Below are 17974 nucleotides of genomic sequence, written 5' to 3'. Positions count from 1 at the left end.
GGTGCGCGACAATGGGCGGATGACCGCTCCGCTCGCCACGCTCACGACCGCTCCGCTCGCCATCGGCCCGCACACCGTGTGGCCCCCGGTGGTGCTCGCTCCCATGGCCGGGATCACCAACGCCCCCTTCAGGACGCTGTGCCGGGAATTCGCCCAGGGCATGCGCGGATTCGGTGCCCATGTCCCGGCGGAGGCGCCGGTGGAGGGCCGGGGCCTGTTCGTCAGTGAGATGATCACCACACGCGCACTGGTCGAGCGCAATGAGAAGACCATGCAGTTGATCCACTTCGACGCCACCGAGACCCCGCGCTCGATCCAGCTCTACGGAGTCGACCCGGTCACCGTCGGCAAGGCGGTACGGATGATCGTGGACGAGGACCTGGCCGATCACATCGATCTGAACTTCGGCTGCCCGGTGCCCAAGGTCACGCGCAGGGGCGGCGGTTCGGCCCTTCCGTACAAGCGGCCGCTGCTGCGGGCGATCCTGCGTGAGGCGGTCTCCAACGCCGGCGATCTGCCCGTCACGATGAAGATGCGCAAGGGCATCGACGACGATCACCTCACCTGCCTCGACGCGGGGCGCATCGCCGTCGAGGAGGGCGTGACGGCCATCGCGCTGCACGGCAGGACGGCCGCGCAGCACTACGGCGGTACGGCGGACTGGGACGCGATCGCGCGGCTCAAGGAGCATGTCCCGGAGATCCCGGTGCTCGGCAACGGTGACATCTGGTCGGCGGGCGACGCGCTGCGGATGATGCGCGAGACCGGCTGCGACGGCGTGGTGGTGGGGCGCGGCTGCCTGGGGCGGCCCTGGCTCTTCGGCGATCTGGTCGCGGCCTTCGAAGGCACCGGAGAGGGAGCCGGGGAGGCCCGCCCGACGCTGCGCGAGGTGGCGGGCGTGATGCGGCGGCACGCCGAGCTGCTGGGGGAGTGGATCGGGGACGAGGCCCGCGGGGTGATCGACTTCCGTAAGCATGTGGCCTGGTATCTGAAGGGCTTCTCGGTCGGTTCGCAGATGCGCAAGCAGTTGGCGATCACCTCCTCGCTCGCCGAACTGGACGAGCTGCTGGCCGGACTTGACCTGGACCAGCCGTGGCCGGACGGCGCGGAGGGGCCGCGCGGGCGAACGTCGGGCAACAACCGGGTGGTCCTGCCGGACGGCTGGCTGAAGGACCCGTACGACTGCGCCGGGATCGGCGCGGACGCCGAACTGGACACCTCCGGCGGCTGATCGGCGTCTACGGGGCGGCGCGGGTGTGCTGGGGCGTCACTTCCGGGCCCGCCTGGCGCTCCAGCGGCGCCGCCGCCGCGGAGTTGGTGACGCTGAAGGCCACGCTGCCCGCGCGATAGCGGTCGTCGGTCCACTCGATGGGGCGGCCCGCGGCGGTGTAGGTGAGATGGCGCTGCCTGAGCAGCGGGCTGCCCCGGCGGACCCCGAGCAGCCGGGCGTCCTCGCTGCCCGCTGCCACGGCGTCGATGAGATGGTCGCCGTAGTGGGCGACGATGCCCGCGTTCTCCGCGATGCTGTTCATGATCGAGACGCAGTCCTCGGGCAGTGCCTGGACGACGGGGGCGACCCAGTCCGTGTAGGCGGTGCGCTCGACCATCACCGGCTCCCCGTCGAGCCGCCGCAGCCGCAGGACGTACAGCACCTCGCTGCCCGGCTCGATCCCCAGCCGGGCCGCGTCCTCCGGGGTGACGGGGCGTGCCGTACGGCTGAGGATACGGCTGGACACCTCGCAGCCCATGGCCTGCGCCCACTGCGCGAAGCTGTTGAGCTGCTGGAAGCTGTGGCGCCGCTCCTGGCGCAGAACGACCCGTCTGGCGCCCTGGCGGGAGCCGATCAGGCCCTCCGACGCGAGCAGCCCCACCGCCTGCCGCACCGTGCCGCGCGACACGGACCAGCGCGCCGCGAGATCGCTCTCCGAGGGCAGCCGGGCGCCGACTGGATACTCGTCCCGCTGGATGGCCTGCCGGAGCGCCTCCGCGATCTCCAGATAGCGCGAACTGCCCACGCGTGCCCCCTCGGTCCGTCCCGCTGGAATTACTGAACTGTGCACAGGTACGCCTACCCGTCGCGGACCTGGTCTTCACTCTAACCGCATGTTCTGACGGGGCCCCCGCCCCTCCGAGTGCCGCGTTGATCATTGATCGCCCGGAAAAGGTGTGTTCAGCGGCTAGGCCCGGAGGTTTGGTCTTCCTCGGGACGTGCCGCCCGGGCCATCGGACGTTCACTCGCCAGACATTCGGACCGGGCGAACTGGTGCCAGCTTGTATGAACAAGTGCCATCACTTCACCCCCGGGAGAACCGCGTGACCCGTCTTCGTGTCCGCGCCAACGGCCGGCTGGTAGCCGCCCTGGCGCTCAGTACCGTCGCACTCACCTCACTCACCGCGTGCGGTGCGAAGGAGGAGACGGCGCCCGCCGCCGCCGACGGCGTCAAGAGCGATGCCGCCGTCTCCGTGGCCGACTTCGGCACCATGAAGGACCTTGTCGCCGCGGCGGAGAAGGAAGGCGAGCTCAACGCGATCGCCCTGCCGCCGGACTGGGCCAACTACGGCGAGATCATCAAGACGTTCGAGGCCAAGTACAAGGTCAAGGTCAAGGTCGAGACGCCGGACGCCGCGAGCGCCGACGAGATCAACGCGATCAAGTCCCGCAAGGGTCAGGACCGCGCGCCCGACGTCGTCGACCTCGGTATCCCGTTCGACCGCAGCGGCGCCGCCGACAACCTCTTCGCGCCGTACAAGGTCGCCTCGTACGACAAGATCCCGGCCTCCCAGAAGGACGCGGACGCCCGCTGGTACAACGACTACGGCGGCTACATCTCCATCGGCTGCGACGCCTCCCGCGTCAAGGCGTGCCCCACGACCTTCGCCGATCTCCTCAAGCCCGAGTACAAGGGCAAGGTCGCCCTCAACGGCAACCCGAACAAGTCCGGCTCCGCCTTCGGTGGCGTGTACGCGGCGGCCCTCGCCAACGGCGGCTCGTTCGGCGACATCCAGCCCGGCATCGACTTCTTCGGCAAGCTGAAGAAGAGCGGCAACTTCATCCCCGTCGAGTCCACCCCGGCCACGGTCGAGAAGGGCGAGACGCCCATCTCCATCGACTGGGACTACCTCAACGCGAGCTACGCCGACGAGTTCAAGAGCAAGGGCGTCGACTGGAAGGTCTCCGTCCCGACGGACGGCGTGTACGCCCAGTACTACTCGCAGGCCATCAACAAGGACGCGCCCCACCCGGCCGCCGCGCGGCTGTGGATGGAGTTCCTGTACAGCGCCGAGGGCCAGAACCTCTTCCTCGCGGGCAACGCCAGGCCCGTGCTGCTGCCCGCGATGACCGCGGACGGCACCGCCGACAAGGCCCTTGTCGCCAAGCTTCCCGAGGTCCAGGGCGCCCCGGAGTTCCCCGAGTCCGCCGACCTGGACAAGGTGAAGGCCGCCCTCGCCCAGAACTGGGACAAGGCCGTCTCCTGATGTCCGCCCCCACCACGCCCGCCCCGGGCCCGGCCGCCGCACCGGCCGTGCCCGCGCCCACTCCGGGCGCCGCCGACGGCAGCCGCCGTCGGCGGGGGCCGCGCGCCTGGCTCGGCGCCCTCCCGCTCTTCGTCTTCGCCGGACTCTGCTTCGGCCTGCCGCTCGGTGCCGTGCTGTACGGGGCCGTCACCACCACCGACCCGGTCAGCGGCGCCGTCGCCGCGACCGGCGAGAACATCACGACCACGCTCCAGGGCCCGTATCTGACGTCCCTGGTCAGCAGCGTCGAACTCTCCGCGCTGACCGCGCTGATCGGCACCGTGCTGGGCATGCTGGTCGCCCAGGCCGTCGTCACGTCGCGCGGCGGCGCGCTGCGGGAATCCGTCCTCACCGCCTCCGGTGTCCTCGCCAACTTCGGCGGCATCCCGCTCGCCTTCGCCTTTGTCGCCACCCTCGGCATCTCCGGTGTGGTCACCCAGCTCACCCATCTCGAAGCGGCCGGCTGGAACCTGTACTCCTTCACCGGGCTCTGCGTGATCTATCTGTACTTCCTGGTGCCGCTGATGGTGCTGGTCAGCGTTCCGGCGCTGGACGGGCTGCGCCCGCAGTGGCGCGAGGCCGCGCAGAACGCCGGAGCCACCTCCTGGCAGTTCTGGCGCCATGTCGGACTGCCGGTCCTCGCACCCACCCTGCTCGGCGGTTTCGTGCTGCTCTTCGGCAGCGCCTTCGCCGCGTACGCCACGGCCGCCGCGCTGGTCGGCGGTTCCGTCCCGCTGGTCACCCTGAAGATCGCCGACGCGCTCTCCGGCAACGTCCAGGTCGGTCAGGAGAATGTGGCGCTCGCGCTGAGCCTCGACATGATCGTGATCGCCGGCCTGGTCATGGCGGTCTATCTGCCCCTCCAGCGACGGAGCACCCGATGGCTGCACTGACACCCACCGCCTCCACGGCCCCCGCCGCCCCGCAGAACGCGTCGCGGCGGAACAAGGCCGCCCGGCCCAGGCCGCGCGTCTGGCGCGGTGCCGTCCTGGGACTGGCCGGGATCTACTTCGTCGTACCGCTGCTGGCGTCGTTCGTCTTCACGGTGCACATCCCGGGTCAGGGCGTCTCCTTCGACGCGTACAGCGGCATCCTGTCCGCCGAGGGTTTCTCCCAGAGCCTGCTGCTCTCGCTCGGTCTCGCCGCCGCCACCATCGCGCTCTCGCTGCTGCTGGCGGTGCCGGCGCTGGTGGCCGTGCGGCTCGGCGCGCCGCGGCTGCGGCCCTTCGTCGAGATCGTCTGCACCCTGCCCCTGGTCGTGCCGCCCATCGCCCTGGTCAGCGGCATCACCACGGTGCTGCGCTGGGGGCCCGAGTACCTCTCCACCACGCCGCTGTACCAGACGTTCATCGCCGTGCAGAACGAGTCGTTCCCGCTGGTGCTGGTGTTCGCCTACACCGTCCTCGCGCTGCCGTTCGTGTACCGCTCGCTGGACGCCGGGCTGCGCGCCGTCGACGTCCCCACCCTGGTGGAGGCCGCCCGCAACTGCGGGGCGAGCATGCCGTACGTGATCATCCGGGTCGTCCTGCCCAATCTGCGCTCGTCGCTCGCGGGCGCGTCCTTCCTCACCCTGGCGCTGGTCCTGGGCGAATACACCATCGCCGCGCTGCTGGGCTTCCGGCCCTTCGCCGTGTGGATCGTGTCCATATCGGGCAACCAGGCACAGACATCCGTCGCCGTGTCCCTGCTCAGTCTGCTGATCGCCTGGGCGCTGCTGCTGGTTCTCTCCCGCGCCGGGGCACGGGCCGGGGCCAGTGCCGCGGCCGGTTCCGCCGCCCCCTCCGCACCCACGCCCGCCTCCGGCAAGGAGTAGCCCCCATGTCATCCCCCTCCACAGCGACCGCCGAGCGGCCGGAGCGGACGGCCGCGGCCGGCGCGCTGGTCGAATTCCGCGGACTGCGCCGGGCGTTCGGCCCCACCGTCGCCCTGAACGGGCTCGACCTCACGGCCAGGCCCGGCGAACTGCTCGCCCTGCTGGGCCCGTCCGGCTGTGGCAAGACCACGGCGCTCCGGGTGCTCGCGGGCTTCGAGCGGCACGACGCCGGCGAGGTGCTGGTGGACGGCCAGGACATCACCCGGGTGCCCGCCAACCGGCGGGACGCGGGCATGGTCTTCCAGTCGTACAGCCTCTTCCCGCACCTCAACGCCCGTGACAACGTCGCCTTCGGGCTGCGCGTCCGCAAGGTCTCCGCCGCCGAGCGGCACGCCCGCGCGGCCGAACTCCTGGAACTGGTCGGGCTGCCCCAGCACGGCGACCGCTTCCCGCACCAGATGTCCGGCGGCCAGCAGCAGCGCGTCGCGCTCGCCCGCGCGCTGGCCCTGCGCCCCCGCGTCCTGCTGCTGGACGAACCGCTGTCGGCACTCGATGCCAAGGTCAGGCTGACGCTGCGCGAGGAGATCAGGCGGCTCCAGCTCTCCCTGGGCATCACCACCATCTTCGTCACGCACGACCAGGAGGAGGCGCTGTCCATGGCCGACCGGGTCGCCGTGCTCAACGCGGGCCGCCTGGAGCAGTGCGCGCCCCCCGCCGAGCTGTACGAACGGCCCGCCACGGCCTTTGTCGCCGAGTTCGTCGGCACGATGAACCGGCTGCCCGGACGTCTCACCGACGGCGGCCGGGTCGAGGTCGCGGGCGCCACGCTGCCCGTCGACGGCGAGATCCCGGCGGGCCGGGAGGTCGAGGTGCTGATCCGGCCGGAGAACGTCAGCGCCACCGCCGACCCGGCGGGCACGGCCACGGTCGTCTCCGCGTCGTTCTTCGGCTCGGTCACCCGGGTGCTGCTCGACCTGCCCGGCGGCGGTTCGGTCAAGGCCGATGTGCCGTCGCGGGACGCCGGTGCGCTGGCCCCGGGCGTACGGGCGACGGTCACCCCCGCACAGCGCCCGGTGCTGGTGGTACCGGCCGCAGCGGGCCCGGCCACGTCCGGCAAGGACGCGTGACCAGCCCCGCGGCCGTGCTCTTCGACATGGACGGCACCCTGGTCGACACCGAGGTGCTGTGGTGGGACACGGCGGACGAGATCGCGGCGGGCCTCGGCCACCGGCTGACCGGCGCGGACGCGCCGGAGGTGGTGGGCAGGGCCGTCGCCGACACCGCCGCTCATCTGGTGCGGGTCACGGGCACCGGCTCCCGGGAGAGCGTCGCCGCCGAGCTGGCCGGCTCCTTCTTCCGGCGGGTGGAGGCGGGCGCTCCGCTGCGGCCCGGCGCCCGCCGCCTGCTGGCCGAGCTGGAGCGGGCCGGAGTGCCCTTCGCGCTGGTGAGCGCCTCCCCCCGGGCCGTGGTGGACTCGGTGGTGGCGGGCTCGCTGGCCGATGTCCGTTTCGCCTTCACGCTCTCGGCCGACGACACCGTACGGACCAAGCCGCACCCGGATCCCTACCGGGCGGCGGCCGAGCGTCTCGGTGTCGGGGCCGGGGCCTGTGTGGCGGTGGAGGACTCGCCGGACGGCAGCGCCTCGGCCCAGGCGGCCGGCTGCGCGGTGCTGGTGGTGCCGTCGCTGCTGCCGGTCGACCCGGCGGCCGGGCGGTACTTCGCCCAGAGCCTGGAAGAGGTCGATCTCCGGGTGCTGCGCGACTGCGCCCGAGGCGGTCCGGATGCCGGAATCGGGGGTCCGTCCGGCGAGTGATTCTCGCCACGTTTGATGGGCTGGATGCTCAGAAGAGCGGGCGATGGCCGGCTGCATCTCCGGAAGGGGTGGCACATGGTGCCACCCCTTCCGCGTTCAGGTCGTAAACTCAATCGTGGAAGCTGTCGCTCATGTGAGCGGATGCGGTCATGGGCGGGTCATGCTCGCTTCGAGGAATGAAGAAGCCGGCGCTCGCCGACTGCGTGTCGGTCACTTTCGATCCAGTGGCGGACGAGTGGTTGAGGCCGTATGACCGGCAAGTGGCCGTACCCGGGCGCCTTCGATCTGGGTATGTTCCTCGCCGTCAGGGCAGCCACCGCGTCCTTGAGGAGTCGAGACCCGTGTCGGAGAACAAGGATTCCCCCGTAGCCACCCCCGAGCCCCAGGACGTGAAGTTCGTCTACGACTTCACCGAGGGCAACAAGGATCTGAAGCACCTCCTCGGCGGCAAGGGGGCCAATCTCGCCGAGATGACGAACCTCGGGCTGCCCGTCCCTCCGGGCTTCACCATCACCACCGAGGCGTGCAATGTCTATCTCGACAGCGGCAAGGAACCGGAGGCGCTGCACGACGAGGTGAGTGTGCACCTCGACGCCCTGGAACGGCGGATGGGCAAGAAGCTCGGCCAGCCCGACGACCCGCTGCTCGTCTCCGTACGCTCCGGGGCCAAGTTCTCCATGCCCGGCATGATGGACACCGTCCTCAACGTCGGGCTCTCCGACGACTCCGTCGCCGGGCTCGCCGCGCAGGCCGGTGACGAGCGCTTCGCCTGGGACTCGTACCGCAGGCTCATCCAGATGTTCGGCAGGACCGTGCTCGGTGTCGACGGCGATCTCTTCGAGGTGGCGCTGGACGAGGCGAAGCGGGTCGGGAAGGCCGACAGCGATGTGGAACTGTCGGCCGAGGACCTCAAGGAGCTGGTCAAGCAGTTCAAGAAGATCGTCTCCCGGGAGGCGGGCCGCGACTTCCCGCAGGACCCGCGCGAGCAGATGGACCTGGCGATCCGCTCGGTCTTCGACTCGTGGAACACCGACCGGGCCAAGCTCTACCGCCGCCAGGAGCGCATCCCCGGCGACCTGGGCACCGCCGTCAGCATCTGTTCGATGGTGTTCGGCAACCTCGGCCCGACGGCGACCTCCAAGGGCGGCGGCACCGGGGTCGCCTTCACCCGCGACCCGGCCGGCGGCCAGCGGGGCGTCTACGGCGACTACCTCCAGAACGCGCAGGGCGAGGACGTGGTCGCGGGCATCCGCAACACCGTCCCGCTCGCCGAGCTGGAAACCATCGACAAGGCGTCGTACGACCAGCTCATGGAGATCATGCGGACGCTGGAGACGCACTACCGGGATCTGTGCGACATCGAGTTCACCATCGAGCGCGGCCGGCTGTGGATGCTTCAGACCCGCGTCGGCAAGCGCACCGCGGGCGCCGCCTTCCGGATCGCCACCCAGCTTGTCGACCAGGGACTGATCGACGAGGCGGAGGCGCTCCAGCGCGTCACCGGCGCCCAGCTCGCCCAGCTCATGTTCCCGCGCTTCGACGAGAGCGCCAGGCGCGAGCTGCTCGGGCGGGGGATCGCGGCCTCGCCGGGCGCGGCCGTCGGCAAGGCCGTCTTCGACTCGTACACCGCCATCAAATGGTCCCGGTCGGGCGAGAAGGTCATCCTGGTCCGCCGCGAGACCAACCCCGACGACCTCGACGGCATGATCGCCGCCGAGGGCATCCTTACCTCGCGCGGCGGCAAGACCTCGCACGCCGCCGTCGTCGCGCGCGGCATGGGCAAGACCTGTGTGTGCGGCGCCGAGGAGCTGGAGGTCGACACCAAGGCGCGCCGGATGACCGTGAACGGGACCGTCGTCGAGGAGGGCGACATCATCTCCGTCGACGGCTCCACCGGAAAGGTCTATCTCGGTGAGGTCCCCGTCGTCCCGTCACCGGTCGTGGAGTACTTCGAGGGACGGATGCACGCGGGCGCCGACGACGCCGACGAACTGGTCGAGGCCGTCCACCGGATGATGGCCTACGCCGACCGCCGCCGCAGGCTGCGGGTGCGCGCCAACGCCGACAATGCCGAGGACGCGCTGCGCGCCCGCCGATTCGGCGCTCAGGGCATCGGGCTGTGCCGGACCGAGCACATGTTCCTCGGTGAGCGCCGCGGCATGGTCGAGAGACTGATCCTCGCCGACACGGACGACGAGCGCGGCGAGGCGCTGGCGGGCCTGCTGCCGCTCCAGCGGAAGGACTTCGTCGAGCTGTTCGAGGCCATGGACGGGCTCCCGGTGACGGTGCGTCTCCTCGACCCGCCGCTGCACGAGTTCCTGCCGGACATCACCGAACTCTCGGTCCGGGTCGCCCTCGCCGAGGCGCGCAAGGACCACAACGAGAACGATCTGCGTCTCCTCCAGGCCGTCCACCGGCTGCACGAGCAGAATCCGATGCTGGGACTGCGCGGGGTCCGGCTCGGTCTGGTCATCCCCGGACTGTTCACCATGCAGGTGCGGGCCATCGCGGAGGCTGTCGCCGAGCGCAAGAACGCCAAGGGCGACCCGCGAGCCGAGATCATGATCCCGCTGGTGGGCACCGTCCAGGAGCTGGAGATCGTCCGGGACGAGGCCGAGCTGGTCATCGCCGACGTCGAGCGGGCCACGGGGGTCGAGATCAAGCTGGCGCTCGGCACGATGATCGAGCTGCCGCGCGCCGCGCTGACGGCGGGACAGATCGCGGAGGCCGCGGAGTTCTTCTCGTTCGGTACGAACGACCTGACCCAGACCGTGTGGGGCTTCTCCCGCGACGATGTGGAGGCGAGCTTCTTCACGGCCTATCTGGAGAAGGGCATCTTCGGCGTCTCGCCGTTCGAGACGATCGACCGGGACGGCGTGGGCGCGCTCGTGCGCAGCGCGGCCGAGGCGGGTCGCGCCACCCGGCCCGGTCTCAAGCTGGGCATCTGCGGTGAGCACGGCGGCGATCCGGAGTCGGTGCACTTCTTCCACGAGGTGGGCCTGGACTATGTCTCCTGCTCGCCGTTCCGGATCCCGGTGGCGCGGCTGGAGGCGGGCCGCGCGGCGGCCCAGCAGGGCGGCAGCGACTCCCGCTGACGACCCGCGGGTCCGGCGCCCGGCCGCGCCGGGCCTGCCGGTTCCCGGACGGTCCGCCGCGCGACACCGGAGCCGTCACCGCCGGTTCACCCCGACCCTCACCGGGCCGGTGGTACGGCTCCGGGGCACAGAGAAGGGGCGGGCGCCTGTGCGGGGCGCCCGCCCCTTCGTCCCCACGCCGGGCGTCTCAGCGCCCGGCATCACTCCTTCGAGTGGCCTTTACGACCGGACGAGTGGCCTTTACGACCGGAACGGACCCGTCACCTCGTAGGTGATGCCGCCCGAAGAGCTGCCGCTCGTGCCGCGCTGGCTGGAGAAGTACAGCCGCTTGCCGTCGGGCGAGAACGCCGGGCCGGTGATCTCCGACCCGGACTGGCCGCCGACCCGCAGGAACGGCGCGACGACATCGTCCGGCGTGATCACACAGATCTCCAGATTGCCGCCGTCCTCCGCGACGAAGAGATCGCCGGACCCGGCCCCGGTGACATTGTCGACACCGGTCAGCGGCGCCGTACCGGAGACGAGCGAGTCGTCGTAGGCCAGCTCGATGGTGCTCGCGGCGGCGTTGTACTGCCAGACGCGGTTGTCGCCCTTGGTGGTGAACCAGCAGGTGTCGCCGGCGTAGTAGCAGCCCTCACCGCCGTTGAAACGCTTGGCGCCGGGCACCTGGTTGCGGGTGGCCGTGGAGCCGCCGGGGTCGGGGACGGTCGCCCAGCTCACCGGCCCGCCGGTGGCGGTACCGGCGACGAGCACCTCCAGCCGGCCCGTGGACAGATCGCCCCAGGTGGCGGGAGTGAAGCGGTAGAAGCAGCCGTCGGTGGTGTCCTCGGTCAGATAGATGGTCTTCCGTACGGGGTCGGCGGCGGCGGCCTCGTGCTTGAAACGGCCCATCGCGTCCCGGCGGACCGGGGTCTTCACGCCCCAGGGGTCGGTCTCGTAGACATAGCCGCGGTCCACCTCCTCGCAGGAGAGCCAGGTGTTCCACGGCGTCTTGCCGCCCGCGCAGTTCTGGTGCGTGCCGGAGAGGATGCGGTACGCGCTGGTGATGGCCCCCGCCGACGAGAACCGGATCGCGCTCGCGCCGCCCGACGGGTCGATCTCCGAGTTGGAGACATAGATCCAGCCGGTGCCGTCCGCGTAACAGGCGCCGCCGTCCGGCGCGTTGTGCCAGGTGTACGACGTGCCGGTGACTCGCTGCCCGGACCGGGCGATGACGCGGCTGGTGAATCCGGCCGGCAGCCGGATGTTGTTGGCGTCCGCCGCGCCGAGTGCTCCGTAGGGACCGGCTCCGGGCTGGGCGGGTGCGGCGACCGCCGCGCCGCGCCACAGGGTGCCGCCGAGGGCCGCGGCAGAGGTGCCGATGACAGCTCCGCGCAGGAAACTGCGACGTTCCACTGGTCGCTCCATGGGGGTGTCGTGACCGCCCCGCGGCGCCGGACGGCGCGGCGGGGTCGCACGTCGGCGGAGCCTATAAGCCCTGAATGACCGCAGTCTGAACGCACGGTGAGCACGCGTGTCCCACGAGTGACACCGGGCCGTCCCGGAGAGCCGCCGGTGCTCCGGAAGACTCGTGAAGATTTTCTCCGGACGGCGATGAGTTCGGCCGGGGCCGCCGGTCCACCTCTCCGAAAGCCACCGACACCGACACCGGCCCCGCCGCCGGACGCCCCGGACAGAAAAGAGACGGCTCATGCCCACCCGGATTTTCGTCAACCTCCCCGTCAAGGACCTGGAGACCTCCACGTCGTTCTTCGGCAAGCTCGGTTACTCGTTCAACCCGCAGTTCTCCGACGAGCGGACCGGCTGCCTGGTCATCAGCGACACGATCTTCGCGATGATCCTGGAGGAGTCGAGATTCAAGGACTTCACCCCGAAGGAGGTCGCAGACGCCTCGAAGAGCACGGAGGTGATCCTGGCGCTCGGTGTCGAGAGCCGCGAGAAGGTCGACGAGATCGCCGACGCCGCGCTCACCTCGGGCGGCTTCCCGGCGAGCGAGGCCATCGACCACGGCTTCATGTACAGCCGCTCCTTCCAGGACCCGGACCACCACATCTGGGAGGTCGTGTGGATGGACCCGGCGGCCGTCGAGGCTCAGGACTGAGCGCACGGGCCGCGACGGCCCCCGGGGTGCGGAGGCATGCGTGCCGCACCCCGGCGGGCCGTTCCGGCGCGCGGAGACACCGCTGTCCTGCGGTCTACCGGCCGGCGATCCGCGGGACATAGACCTGGACGGACACCGAATCGTCGTCCAGACAGCGCCCCGTCGTCAGGTCGAAGCGCTGTTTGAGCAGGGGGGACGCCACAAACGGGCGTCCGTCGCGGGCGCCCAGCAGCCCCCGGGAGAGGACCTGCGCGCCGGTGAACGGGTCGCGGTTGTCGATCGCGTACGGGTGTCCGGCGCGGTCCAGGAACACGGCCGCCTGCCGGCCGTCCGGCAGCAGCGCCGCCACGCCCCGGCCCGGCGTGAGGACGGACAGCGCGCAGACGGTGAACCATTCGTCCCCGAGCCGGAGCGCCACCGCCCCGGGACGCGTCGGCGAGTCCTCGACCGTATGGACGAGCGCGCTCATCGGGCCGTCACCCCTTCCGGGACGAGGACCGTCAGATCCGGCCTGACCTGGTCGCGTTCCGCCACGAACTTCACCGTCGGGTCCGGCGCCTCCGGCGCGTTGACGAAGGACACAAAGCGCCGCAGCCGCTCCGGATCGCTGATCGTCTCCGCCCACTCGTCGCGGTATCCGGCCACATGCGCGGCCATGAGCTGTTCCAGTTCGGCGCAGAGTCCCAGCGAGTCGTGGACCACCACGTCCCGGACATGGCCGAGGCCGCCCTCGATCCGCTCCAGCCAGGCGGAGGTGCGCTCCAGCCGGTCCGCGGTGCGGATGTAGAACATCAGGAAGCGGTCGATCAGCCGCACCAGCTCCGCATCCGACAGATCCTGCGCGAGCAGGTCCGCGTGGCGCGGATTCGCGCCCCCGTTGCCGCCGACATAGAGGTTCCAGCCATTCGCCGTGGCGATCACCCCGAAGTCCTTGCCGCGCGCCTCCGCGCACTCCCGCGCGCAGCCCGACACCGCCGACTTCAGTTTGTGCGGCGCCCGCAGACCCCGGTAGCGCAGCTCCAGATCGATGGCCATCCGTACCGAGTCCTGTACGCCGTAGCGGCACCAGCTCTGTCCCACACAGGACTTGACCGTCCGCAGGGACTTGCCGTACGCGTGTCCCGATTCGAAACCCGCGTCCACCAGCCGGGTCCAGATCAGCGGCAACTGCTCCACCCGCGCGCCGAACAGATCGATCCGCTGACCGCCCGTGATCTTCGTATAGAGACCGAAGTCCCTGGCCACCTCACCGATGACAATCAGTTTCTCCGGGGTGATCTCGCCGCCCGGGATCCGTGGCACGATCGAATACGATCCGTTGCGCTGGATGTTGGCCAGGAAATGGTCGTTGGTGTCCTGGAGCGCGGCCTGTTCACCGTCCAGGACATAGCCGCTCACCCCCAGCGCCGGGGCGAGCGAGGCGATGACCGAGGCGACGGCCGGCTTGCAGATCTCACAGCCGTCCCCGCCTCGGGCCCGCTCACGGCCGTGCGAGTCGAGGAGCGCGGCGTAGGAGGGGACGCGCAGGGTGCGGACGATCTCGTACAACTCGCTCCGGCTGTGCGGGAAGCAGCCGCAGAGCCCCTTGTCACCGTCGTCACTCGGTGGCAGGAGCTGTCCGATGACCTTGACGCAGCTACCGCAGCCGGTGCCCGCCCTGGTGCGCTTGCGTACCTCGGGGAGGGTGGCGCAGGCGGCGATCGCGCCCTTGCTGACGTTGTGACAGCTACAGATCACCGCGTCGTCCGGCAGCGCCGACGGGCCGAGCGCGGCCGGTGCGCCGGCGCCCGCGGGCAGGACCAGTTGCTCCGGCGGGACGGGCGGTACGGAGCCGGTGAGCGGACGCAGCATGCCGTAGGCGTCGGCGTCGCCCACGAGGACACCGCCGAGAAGGGTGCCGTCCGGATCGACCACCAGCTTCTTGTAGACACCGGAGCGGGAGTCCGCGTAGATCACATCCAGCGAGCCGGGAGCGGCGCCGTGCGCGTCGCCGAACGACGCCACGTCCACGCCGAGCAGCTTGAGCTTGGTCGAGAGGTCGGCGCCGGTGAAGCCGCCGGTCGTGTCTCCGTCGTGCCCGGCGCCGCCGCCCTCGCGCGCCAGTACGCCGGCGACGGTGACGGCCATCTCGTAGCCCGGCGCCACCAGCCCGTACACCCGGCCGTCCGAGGCCAGCGCGCACTCGCCGATCGCGAAGACGGCCGGGTCGGAGGTGCGGCACCACTCGTCGACGGCGATGCCGCCGCGCTCGCCGACCGTCAGACCGGTGTCTCGGGCGAGCTGGTCCCGGGGCCGTACACCGGCGGAGAAGACGACAAGATCGGTGGCGAGGACCGAACCGTCCGACAGGGCCATGCCGTTGACCGCGCCGTCCCCGTCCGTCGTCACTTCCTGGGTGCCGACGCCCGTGTGGACCGTCAGCCCCAGGGACTCGATGGTGCGCAGCAGGGCCGCGCCGCCGCCCCCGTCGATCTGGACGGGCATCAGCCGGGGCGCGAACTCGACGACATGGGTGTCGAGCCCCAGGCCCTTGAGCGCACCGGCCGCCTCCAGCCCGAGCAGCCCGCCGCCGACGACGGCACCGGTGCGGGCCGTCTTCGCGTACTCCTCGATCGCGAGGAGGTCCTCGATGGTGCGGTAGACGAAGCAGCCGGCCGCTTCCTTGCCGGGCACGGGCGGCACGAAGGGGTAGGAACCGGTGGCGAGGACCAGCGTGTCGTAGCGGAAGGTCCGCCCGGTCCGTGAGGTGACCGTGCGCGCGGCGCGGTCGATGCTCTCCGCGGGGTCGCCGAGATATTGCTCGATCCCGTGCCGCGTCATGAAGTCCGGTGCGGCGAGGGCGAGTTCCTCTGGTGTACGGCCCGAGAAGTACGAGGTCAGCCGGACCCGGTCGTAGGCCGGCCGGGGCTCCTCGCAGAGGACCACCACCCGGGCGCGGTCGAGCACGCCGCGCTCGGCGAGGGCCTCCAGAAACCGCTGACCGACCATGCCGTGGCCGACGAGCACGATCGTGGGAGTGGACATCTCAGAAGCCTCCATCGGCGGTGAGCAGGTGAAGCAGGGGAGTGGCGGACGGCAGTGGTTCGTCGCTCTCCCAGGTGTGGGCGAGTGCGCCGACGGCGGCGAGATCTCCGATGAGCACACCGCCGACCAGCCGGTCCTCCCGGACGACGACCTTCCGGTACGCCCGGCGGGTGGCGTCCGCGAGCTGGACGACCTCGTCGCCGGGGAGAGGGTCCGGCTGTCCGAAGACGGCCAGATCGAGCGGTCCGGAGCCGGCGGCGGTACGGGGGTGCCGCTGCGGCGTGCCGCGCGCGGCGGCGGGCGGGCCCGCCAGGGTGAGCCGGGTCAGCGCGCGGGTCCCCGTGTAGCGCGGCCCCGGTGAGGTCAGCGACCGCGCCAGCACATCGGCCTGTTCCAGCGCCGGGCCCGCGAGGCCGTAGACGCGGCCCGCGTGTTCCGCGCAGTCACCGACGGCGCGGATGTGCGGGTCAGAGGTGCGCAGCTCGTCGTCGACCACGATCCCGTCGCGGACGAGCAGCCCCGCGGACCGGGCCAGGCCGGTACGGGGCCGTACTCCGCAGGCCAGGACCACCAGATCCGCTTCGAGGACATGGCCGTCGGCCAGTTCGACGGTCGTACCGCGCGGGCCGCGCAGCCGCCGGACCCGGCACTCGGTGTGCACCTCCACACCCAGCTCTTCCAGATGAGCCCGCACCAGCGCGCCCGCCGCCGCGTCGAGCTGGCGTTCCATCAGGCGCTCGCCCTGCTGGGCCAGCACTACCTCCGCGCCCCGCTCGGCCAGTGCCCTGGCCGCCGACACCCCGAGCAGTCCGCCGCCGATGACGACGACGCGGGCCCCGGGACGCACGGCCGAGGCCAGCGCCAGGCAGTCGTCCATCGTACGGAACGGGTGCACGCCGTCCGGCAGCTCACCGGCGTCCGGCCCGAGCAGCGGCGGCAGCACCGGATTCGACCCGGTCGCGAGGACCAGGGTGCCGTACCCGATCGCGCTGCCGTCGGCGCAGTGCACGGTCCGCGCCGCCCGGTCGACGCGGACCGCGCGGACCCCGCGCCGTACGGGCGTCCCGGGCAGCGCGATCACCTCGGGTCCGTACCGCCCCGCGAGCACCTCCGCGAGCAGCACCCTGTTGTAGGGGGCGTGCGGCTCCTCGCCGAGGACGGTGACGTCCGCGCCGAGCAGCCGGGCACGCACCGCCAGCCGTGTGCCCGCCAGGCCGGCGCCGATCACCACGATGTCCGAGGTCATGTCAGGCAGCCTGCGCGGCGGCTGTTACCCGGCAGGATCGCCGCCGTTTCCCGTACGGAACGCTGCCCTCAGCGCGGCCCGGCCCGGACTGTGAGGGCGGCGGGCGCGGTGGCCGGTGGGCCGGGACGGCGGCGGGCGGAGTGGCGCGTGGCCGCTGTCACCCGGGGTCGATGGGCAGGGCACGGATCCCGTCGCCCAGGGCGTGACAGACAAGGCCTAGGCTCGCGGCCATGCCCGACATATCGCTGACCGTGCTTGTTCTGCTCTGCCTCGCCGCGGCCGCGGCCGGCTGGATCGATGCCGTGGTGGGCGGTGGAGGGCTGCTGCTCCTGCCCGCGATGCTGCTCGGACTGCCGCACGTACCCGCCGCGAACATCCTCGGCACCAACAAGGCGGTGGCCATCGTCGGCACCACCGGGGCGGCGGTGACCTATCTCCGCAAGGCCCCGGTCGATGTGCGGACAGCCGTACGCATAGGGCTCACGGCGCTTGTCGGCTCGATGACGGGCGCCTTCTTCGCGGCCGGGATCAGCAGTGAGGTGCTGCGACCCGTGATCATGGTGGTGCTGCTGGGGGTGGCGGCCTTTGTGCTGCTGCGCCCGTCCTTCGGCAGGGCGCAGGCGGGCGGTCCGGTCACCCGCCGCCGTACGGTCACCGCGATCGTCCTGGTCGGCGGCGGAATCGGCTTCTACGACGGGCTGTTCGGGCCCGGCACCGGCACCTTCCTGGTCCTCGCGCTGACCGCCGTGCTCCACCTCGATCTGGTGACCGCGTCCGCCACCGCGAAGATCGTGAACGTGTGCACCAATGGCGGCGCGCTCGCGATGTTCGCCTACCAGGGCACGGTGCTGTGGCAGTTGGCCGGGCTGATGGCGGTCTTCAATCTGGCGGGCGGGATGTTCGGCGCGCGGATGGCGCTCAGGAAGGGCAGCGAATTCGTCCGCGGGGTGCTGCTGGTGGTGGTGTTCTCCCTGGTCGCGAAGCTCGCGTTCGACCAGTGGACGGCCTGATGTCCGAGCCTCCCCATGGAGCGGACACCGACGGCGAGCGGGAACCGAGCCGCTCCACTCCGCACGTCTCTGTCCGCGTGAGCCGAGGCGCGGCCTCCGGTCAGGGACGCGGTGCCGGTTCCCCGCCCGTGTCAGCGATGAGCGTGACAGGGGCGGGGACGACGGGCGGGGACGGGGCGGTGGAGGCCGGCCCCGTCAAGTGCCCTGCGCGCCGCTCGCCCGGCCGCGCAGCCGGCTCCCGCCGACGACGGCTGCGGACTGAGCCGCTTCCGTCGCGATCTGGATGATGTCGGGCCGCTCCTGGAGGCGGTGGTGCGCATGGTGGTCCTCCGGGGCGGGGCGACGGTCTTCACCTC

General features: G+C 71.4%; 14 protein-coding genes. 9 read left to right on the top strand and 5 right to left on the bottom strand.

Features of this window, described 5'->3' with window-relative positions:
- Positions 1-19: 19 nt before the first annotated feature.
- Entirely contained in the window at positions 20-1231 is a 1212-nt protein-coding gene (gene dusB / locus ABZ707_RS03160) for a tRNA dihydrouridine synthase DusB (protein ID WP_360166743.1), read from the top strand.
- A 7-nt stretch (positions 1232-1238) separates the two neighbouring features.
- Here dusB and ABZ707_RS03155 read toward each other — a convergent pair whose 3' ends face one another.
- Positions 1239-2015, bottom strand: a complete 777-nt coding sequence (locus ABZ707_RS03155; protein ID WP_360166740.1) for a GntR family transcriptional regulator — start codon at positions 2013-2015, stop codon at positions 1239-1241.
- A 331-nt stretch (positions 2016-2346) separates the two neighbouring features.
- Here ABZ707_RS03155 and ABZ707_RS03150 point away from each other — a divergent pair, with 331 nt between their 5' ends.
- The 6 genes from ABZ707_RS03150 (at position 2347) to ppdK (ending at position 10237) form a co-directional block, all read left to right on the top strand.
- A complete protein-coding gene (locus ABZ707_RS03150; RefSeq protein WP_360167000.1) occupies positions 2347-3477 on the top strand; it encodes an extracellular solute-binding protein in 1131 nt (376 codons plus the stop codon).
- The gene (locus tag ABZ707_RS03145; RefSeq protein WP_360166737.1) at positions 3477-4409 is read left to right on the top strand and encodes an ABC transporter permease subunit; all 933 of its coding nucleotides are present in this window, start codon (positions 3477-3479) and stop codon (positions 4407-4409) included. Before ABZ707_RS03150 ends, ABZ707_RS03145 begins: the two co-directional genes overlap by 1 nt.
- On the top strand, positions 4397-5329 hold the full coding sequence (locus ABZ707_RS03140) for an ABC transporter permease subunit (RefSeq protein ID WP_360166734.1): 933 nt from the start codon (positions 4397-4399) through the stop codon (positions 5327-5329). The genes ABZ707_RS03145 and ABZ707_RS03140 overlap by 13 nt, the downstream gene beginning before the upstream one ends.
- Before the next feature lie 5 nt (positions 5330-5334).
- Positions 5335-6456 carry an ABC transporter ATP-binding protein gene (locus tag ABZ707_RS03135; RefSeq protein WP_360166731.1) on the top strand — a complete coding sequence of 374 codons (1122 nt, stop codon included), beginning with the start codon at positions 5335-5337 and terminating at the stop codon, positions 6454-6456.
- On the top strand, positions 6453-7142 hold the full coding sequence (locus tag ABZ707_RS03130) for an HAD family phosphatase (RefSeq protein WP_360166728.1): 690 nt from the start codon (positions 6453-6455) through the stop codon (positions 7140-7142). Before ABZ707_RS03135 ends, ABZ707_RS03130 begins: the two co-directional genes overlap by 4 nt.
- 389 nt (positions 7143-7531) lie before the next feature.
- Positions 7532-10237, top strand: coding sequence for a pyruvate, phosphate dikinase (ppdK, locus tag ABZ707_RS03125; RefSeq protein ID WP_360166997.1), 2706 nt, complete (start codon positions 7532-7534; stop codon positions 10235-10237).
- A gap of 240 nt (positions 10238-10477) precedes the next feature.
- Here the strand turns inward: ppdK and ABZ707_RS03120 are convergent, their stop codons facing one another.
- Positions 10478-11632 carry an alkaline phosphatase PhoX gene (locus tag ABZ707_RS03120; RefSeq protein ID WP_360166725.1) on the bottom strand — a complete coding sequence of 385 codons (1155 nt, stop codon included), beginning with the start codon at positions 11630-11632 and terminating at the stop codon, positions 10478-10480.
- A 295-nt stretch (positions 11633-11927) separates the two neighbouring features.
- Between ABZ707_RS03120 and ABZ707_RS03115 the strand changes: the two genes are divergently transcribed.
- Entirely contained in the window at positions 11928-12338 is a 411-nt protein-coding gene (locus ABZ707_RS03115) for a VOC family protein (protein ID WP_360166722.1), read from the top strand.
- Between the two features lie 94 nt (positions 12339-12432).
- Here the strand turns inward: ABZ707_RS03115 and nirD are convergent, their stop codons facing one another.
- The 3 genes from nirD to ABZ707_RS03100 are packed head-to-tail and all read right to left on the bottom strand — an operon-like array spanning position 12433 to position 16608.
- Complete coding sequence (nirD, locus tag ABZ707_RS03110; protein ID WP_360166719.1) at positions 12433-12807, bottom strand: nitrite reductase small subunit NirD; 375 nt, start codon at positions 12805-12807, stop codon at positions 12433-12435.
- Positions 12804-15362 (bottom strand): nitrite reductase large subunit NirB, encoded by a 2559-nt coding sequence (gene nirB, locus ABZ707_RS03105; RefSeq protein WP_360166716.1) that lies wholly within the window; start codon positions 15360-15362, stop codon positions 12804-12806. Before nirB ends, nirD begins: the two co-directional genes overlap by 4 nt.
- A gap of 1 nt (position 15363) precedes the next feature.
- Positions 15364-16608: an FAD-dependent oxidoreductase gene (locus tag ABZ707_RS03100; RefSeq protein ID WP_360166713.1), complete on the bottom strand. Its 1245-nt coding sequence runs from the start codon at positions 16606-16608 to the stop codon at positions 15364-15366.
- A 230-nt stretch (positions 16609-16838) separates the two neighbouring features.
- Here ABZ707_RS03100 and ABZ707_RS03095 point away from each other — a divergent pair, with 230 nt between their 5' ends.
- Positions 16839-17618, top strand: coding sequence for a TSUP family transporter (locus tag ABZ707_RS03095; RefSeq protein ID WP_360166710.1), 780 nt, complete (start codon positions 16839-16841; stop codon positions 17616-17618).
- Positions 17619-17974 lie beyond the last annotated feature (356 nt).

The sequence above is a fragment of the Streptomyces sp. NPDC006923 genome (assembly GCF_040635655.1).
GTDB lineage: Bacteria > Actinomycetota > Actinomycetes > Streptomycetales > Streptomycetaceae > Streptomyces.
The sequence above is the reverse complement of the archived record's forward strand: the minus strand, read 5'-3'. Positions and strand labels throughout refer to the sequence as shown.

Excerpts from the sequence above, each read along its gene's own strand:
- nirB (WP_360166716.1), bottom strand. The coding sequence starts at position 15,362 with ATGTCCACTCCCACGATCGTGCTCGTCGGCCACGGCATGGTCGGTCAG.
- ABZ707_RS03115 (WP_360166722.1), top strand. The coding sequence starts at position 11,928 with ATGCCCACCCGGATTTTCGTCAACCTCCCCGTCAAGGACCTGGAGACC.
- nirD (WP_360166719.1), bottom strand. The coding sequence starts at position 12,807 with ATGAGCGCGCTCGTCCATACGGTCGAGGACTCGCCGACGCGTCCCGGG.
- ABZ707_RS03100 (WP_360166713.1), bottom strand. The coding sequence starts at position 16,608 with ATGACCTCGGACATCGTGGTGATCGGCGCCGGCCTGGCGGGCACACGG.
- ABZ707_RS03140 (WP_360166734.1), top strand. The coding sequence starts at position 4,397 with ATGGCTGCACTGACACCCACCGCCTCCACGGCCCCCGCCGCCCCGCAG.
- ABZ707_RS03095 (WP_360166710.1), top strand. The coding sequence starts at position 16,839 with ATGCCCGACATATCGCTGACCGTGCTTGTTCTGCTCTGCCTCGCCGCG.
- ABZ707_RS03135 (WP_360166731.1), top strand. The coding sequence starts at position 5,335 with ATGTCATCCCCCTCCACAGCGACCGCCGAGCGGCCGGAGCGGACGGCC.
- ABZ707_RS03145 (WP_360166737.1), top strand. The coding sequence starts at position 3,477 with ATGTCCGCCCCCACCACGCCCGCCCCGGGCCCGGCCGCCGCACCGGCC.
- dusB (WP_360166743.1), top strand. The coding sequence starts at position 20 with ATGACCGCTCCGCTCGCCACGCTCACGACCGCTCCGCTCGCCATCGGC.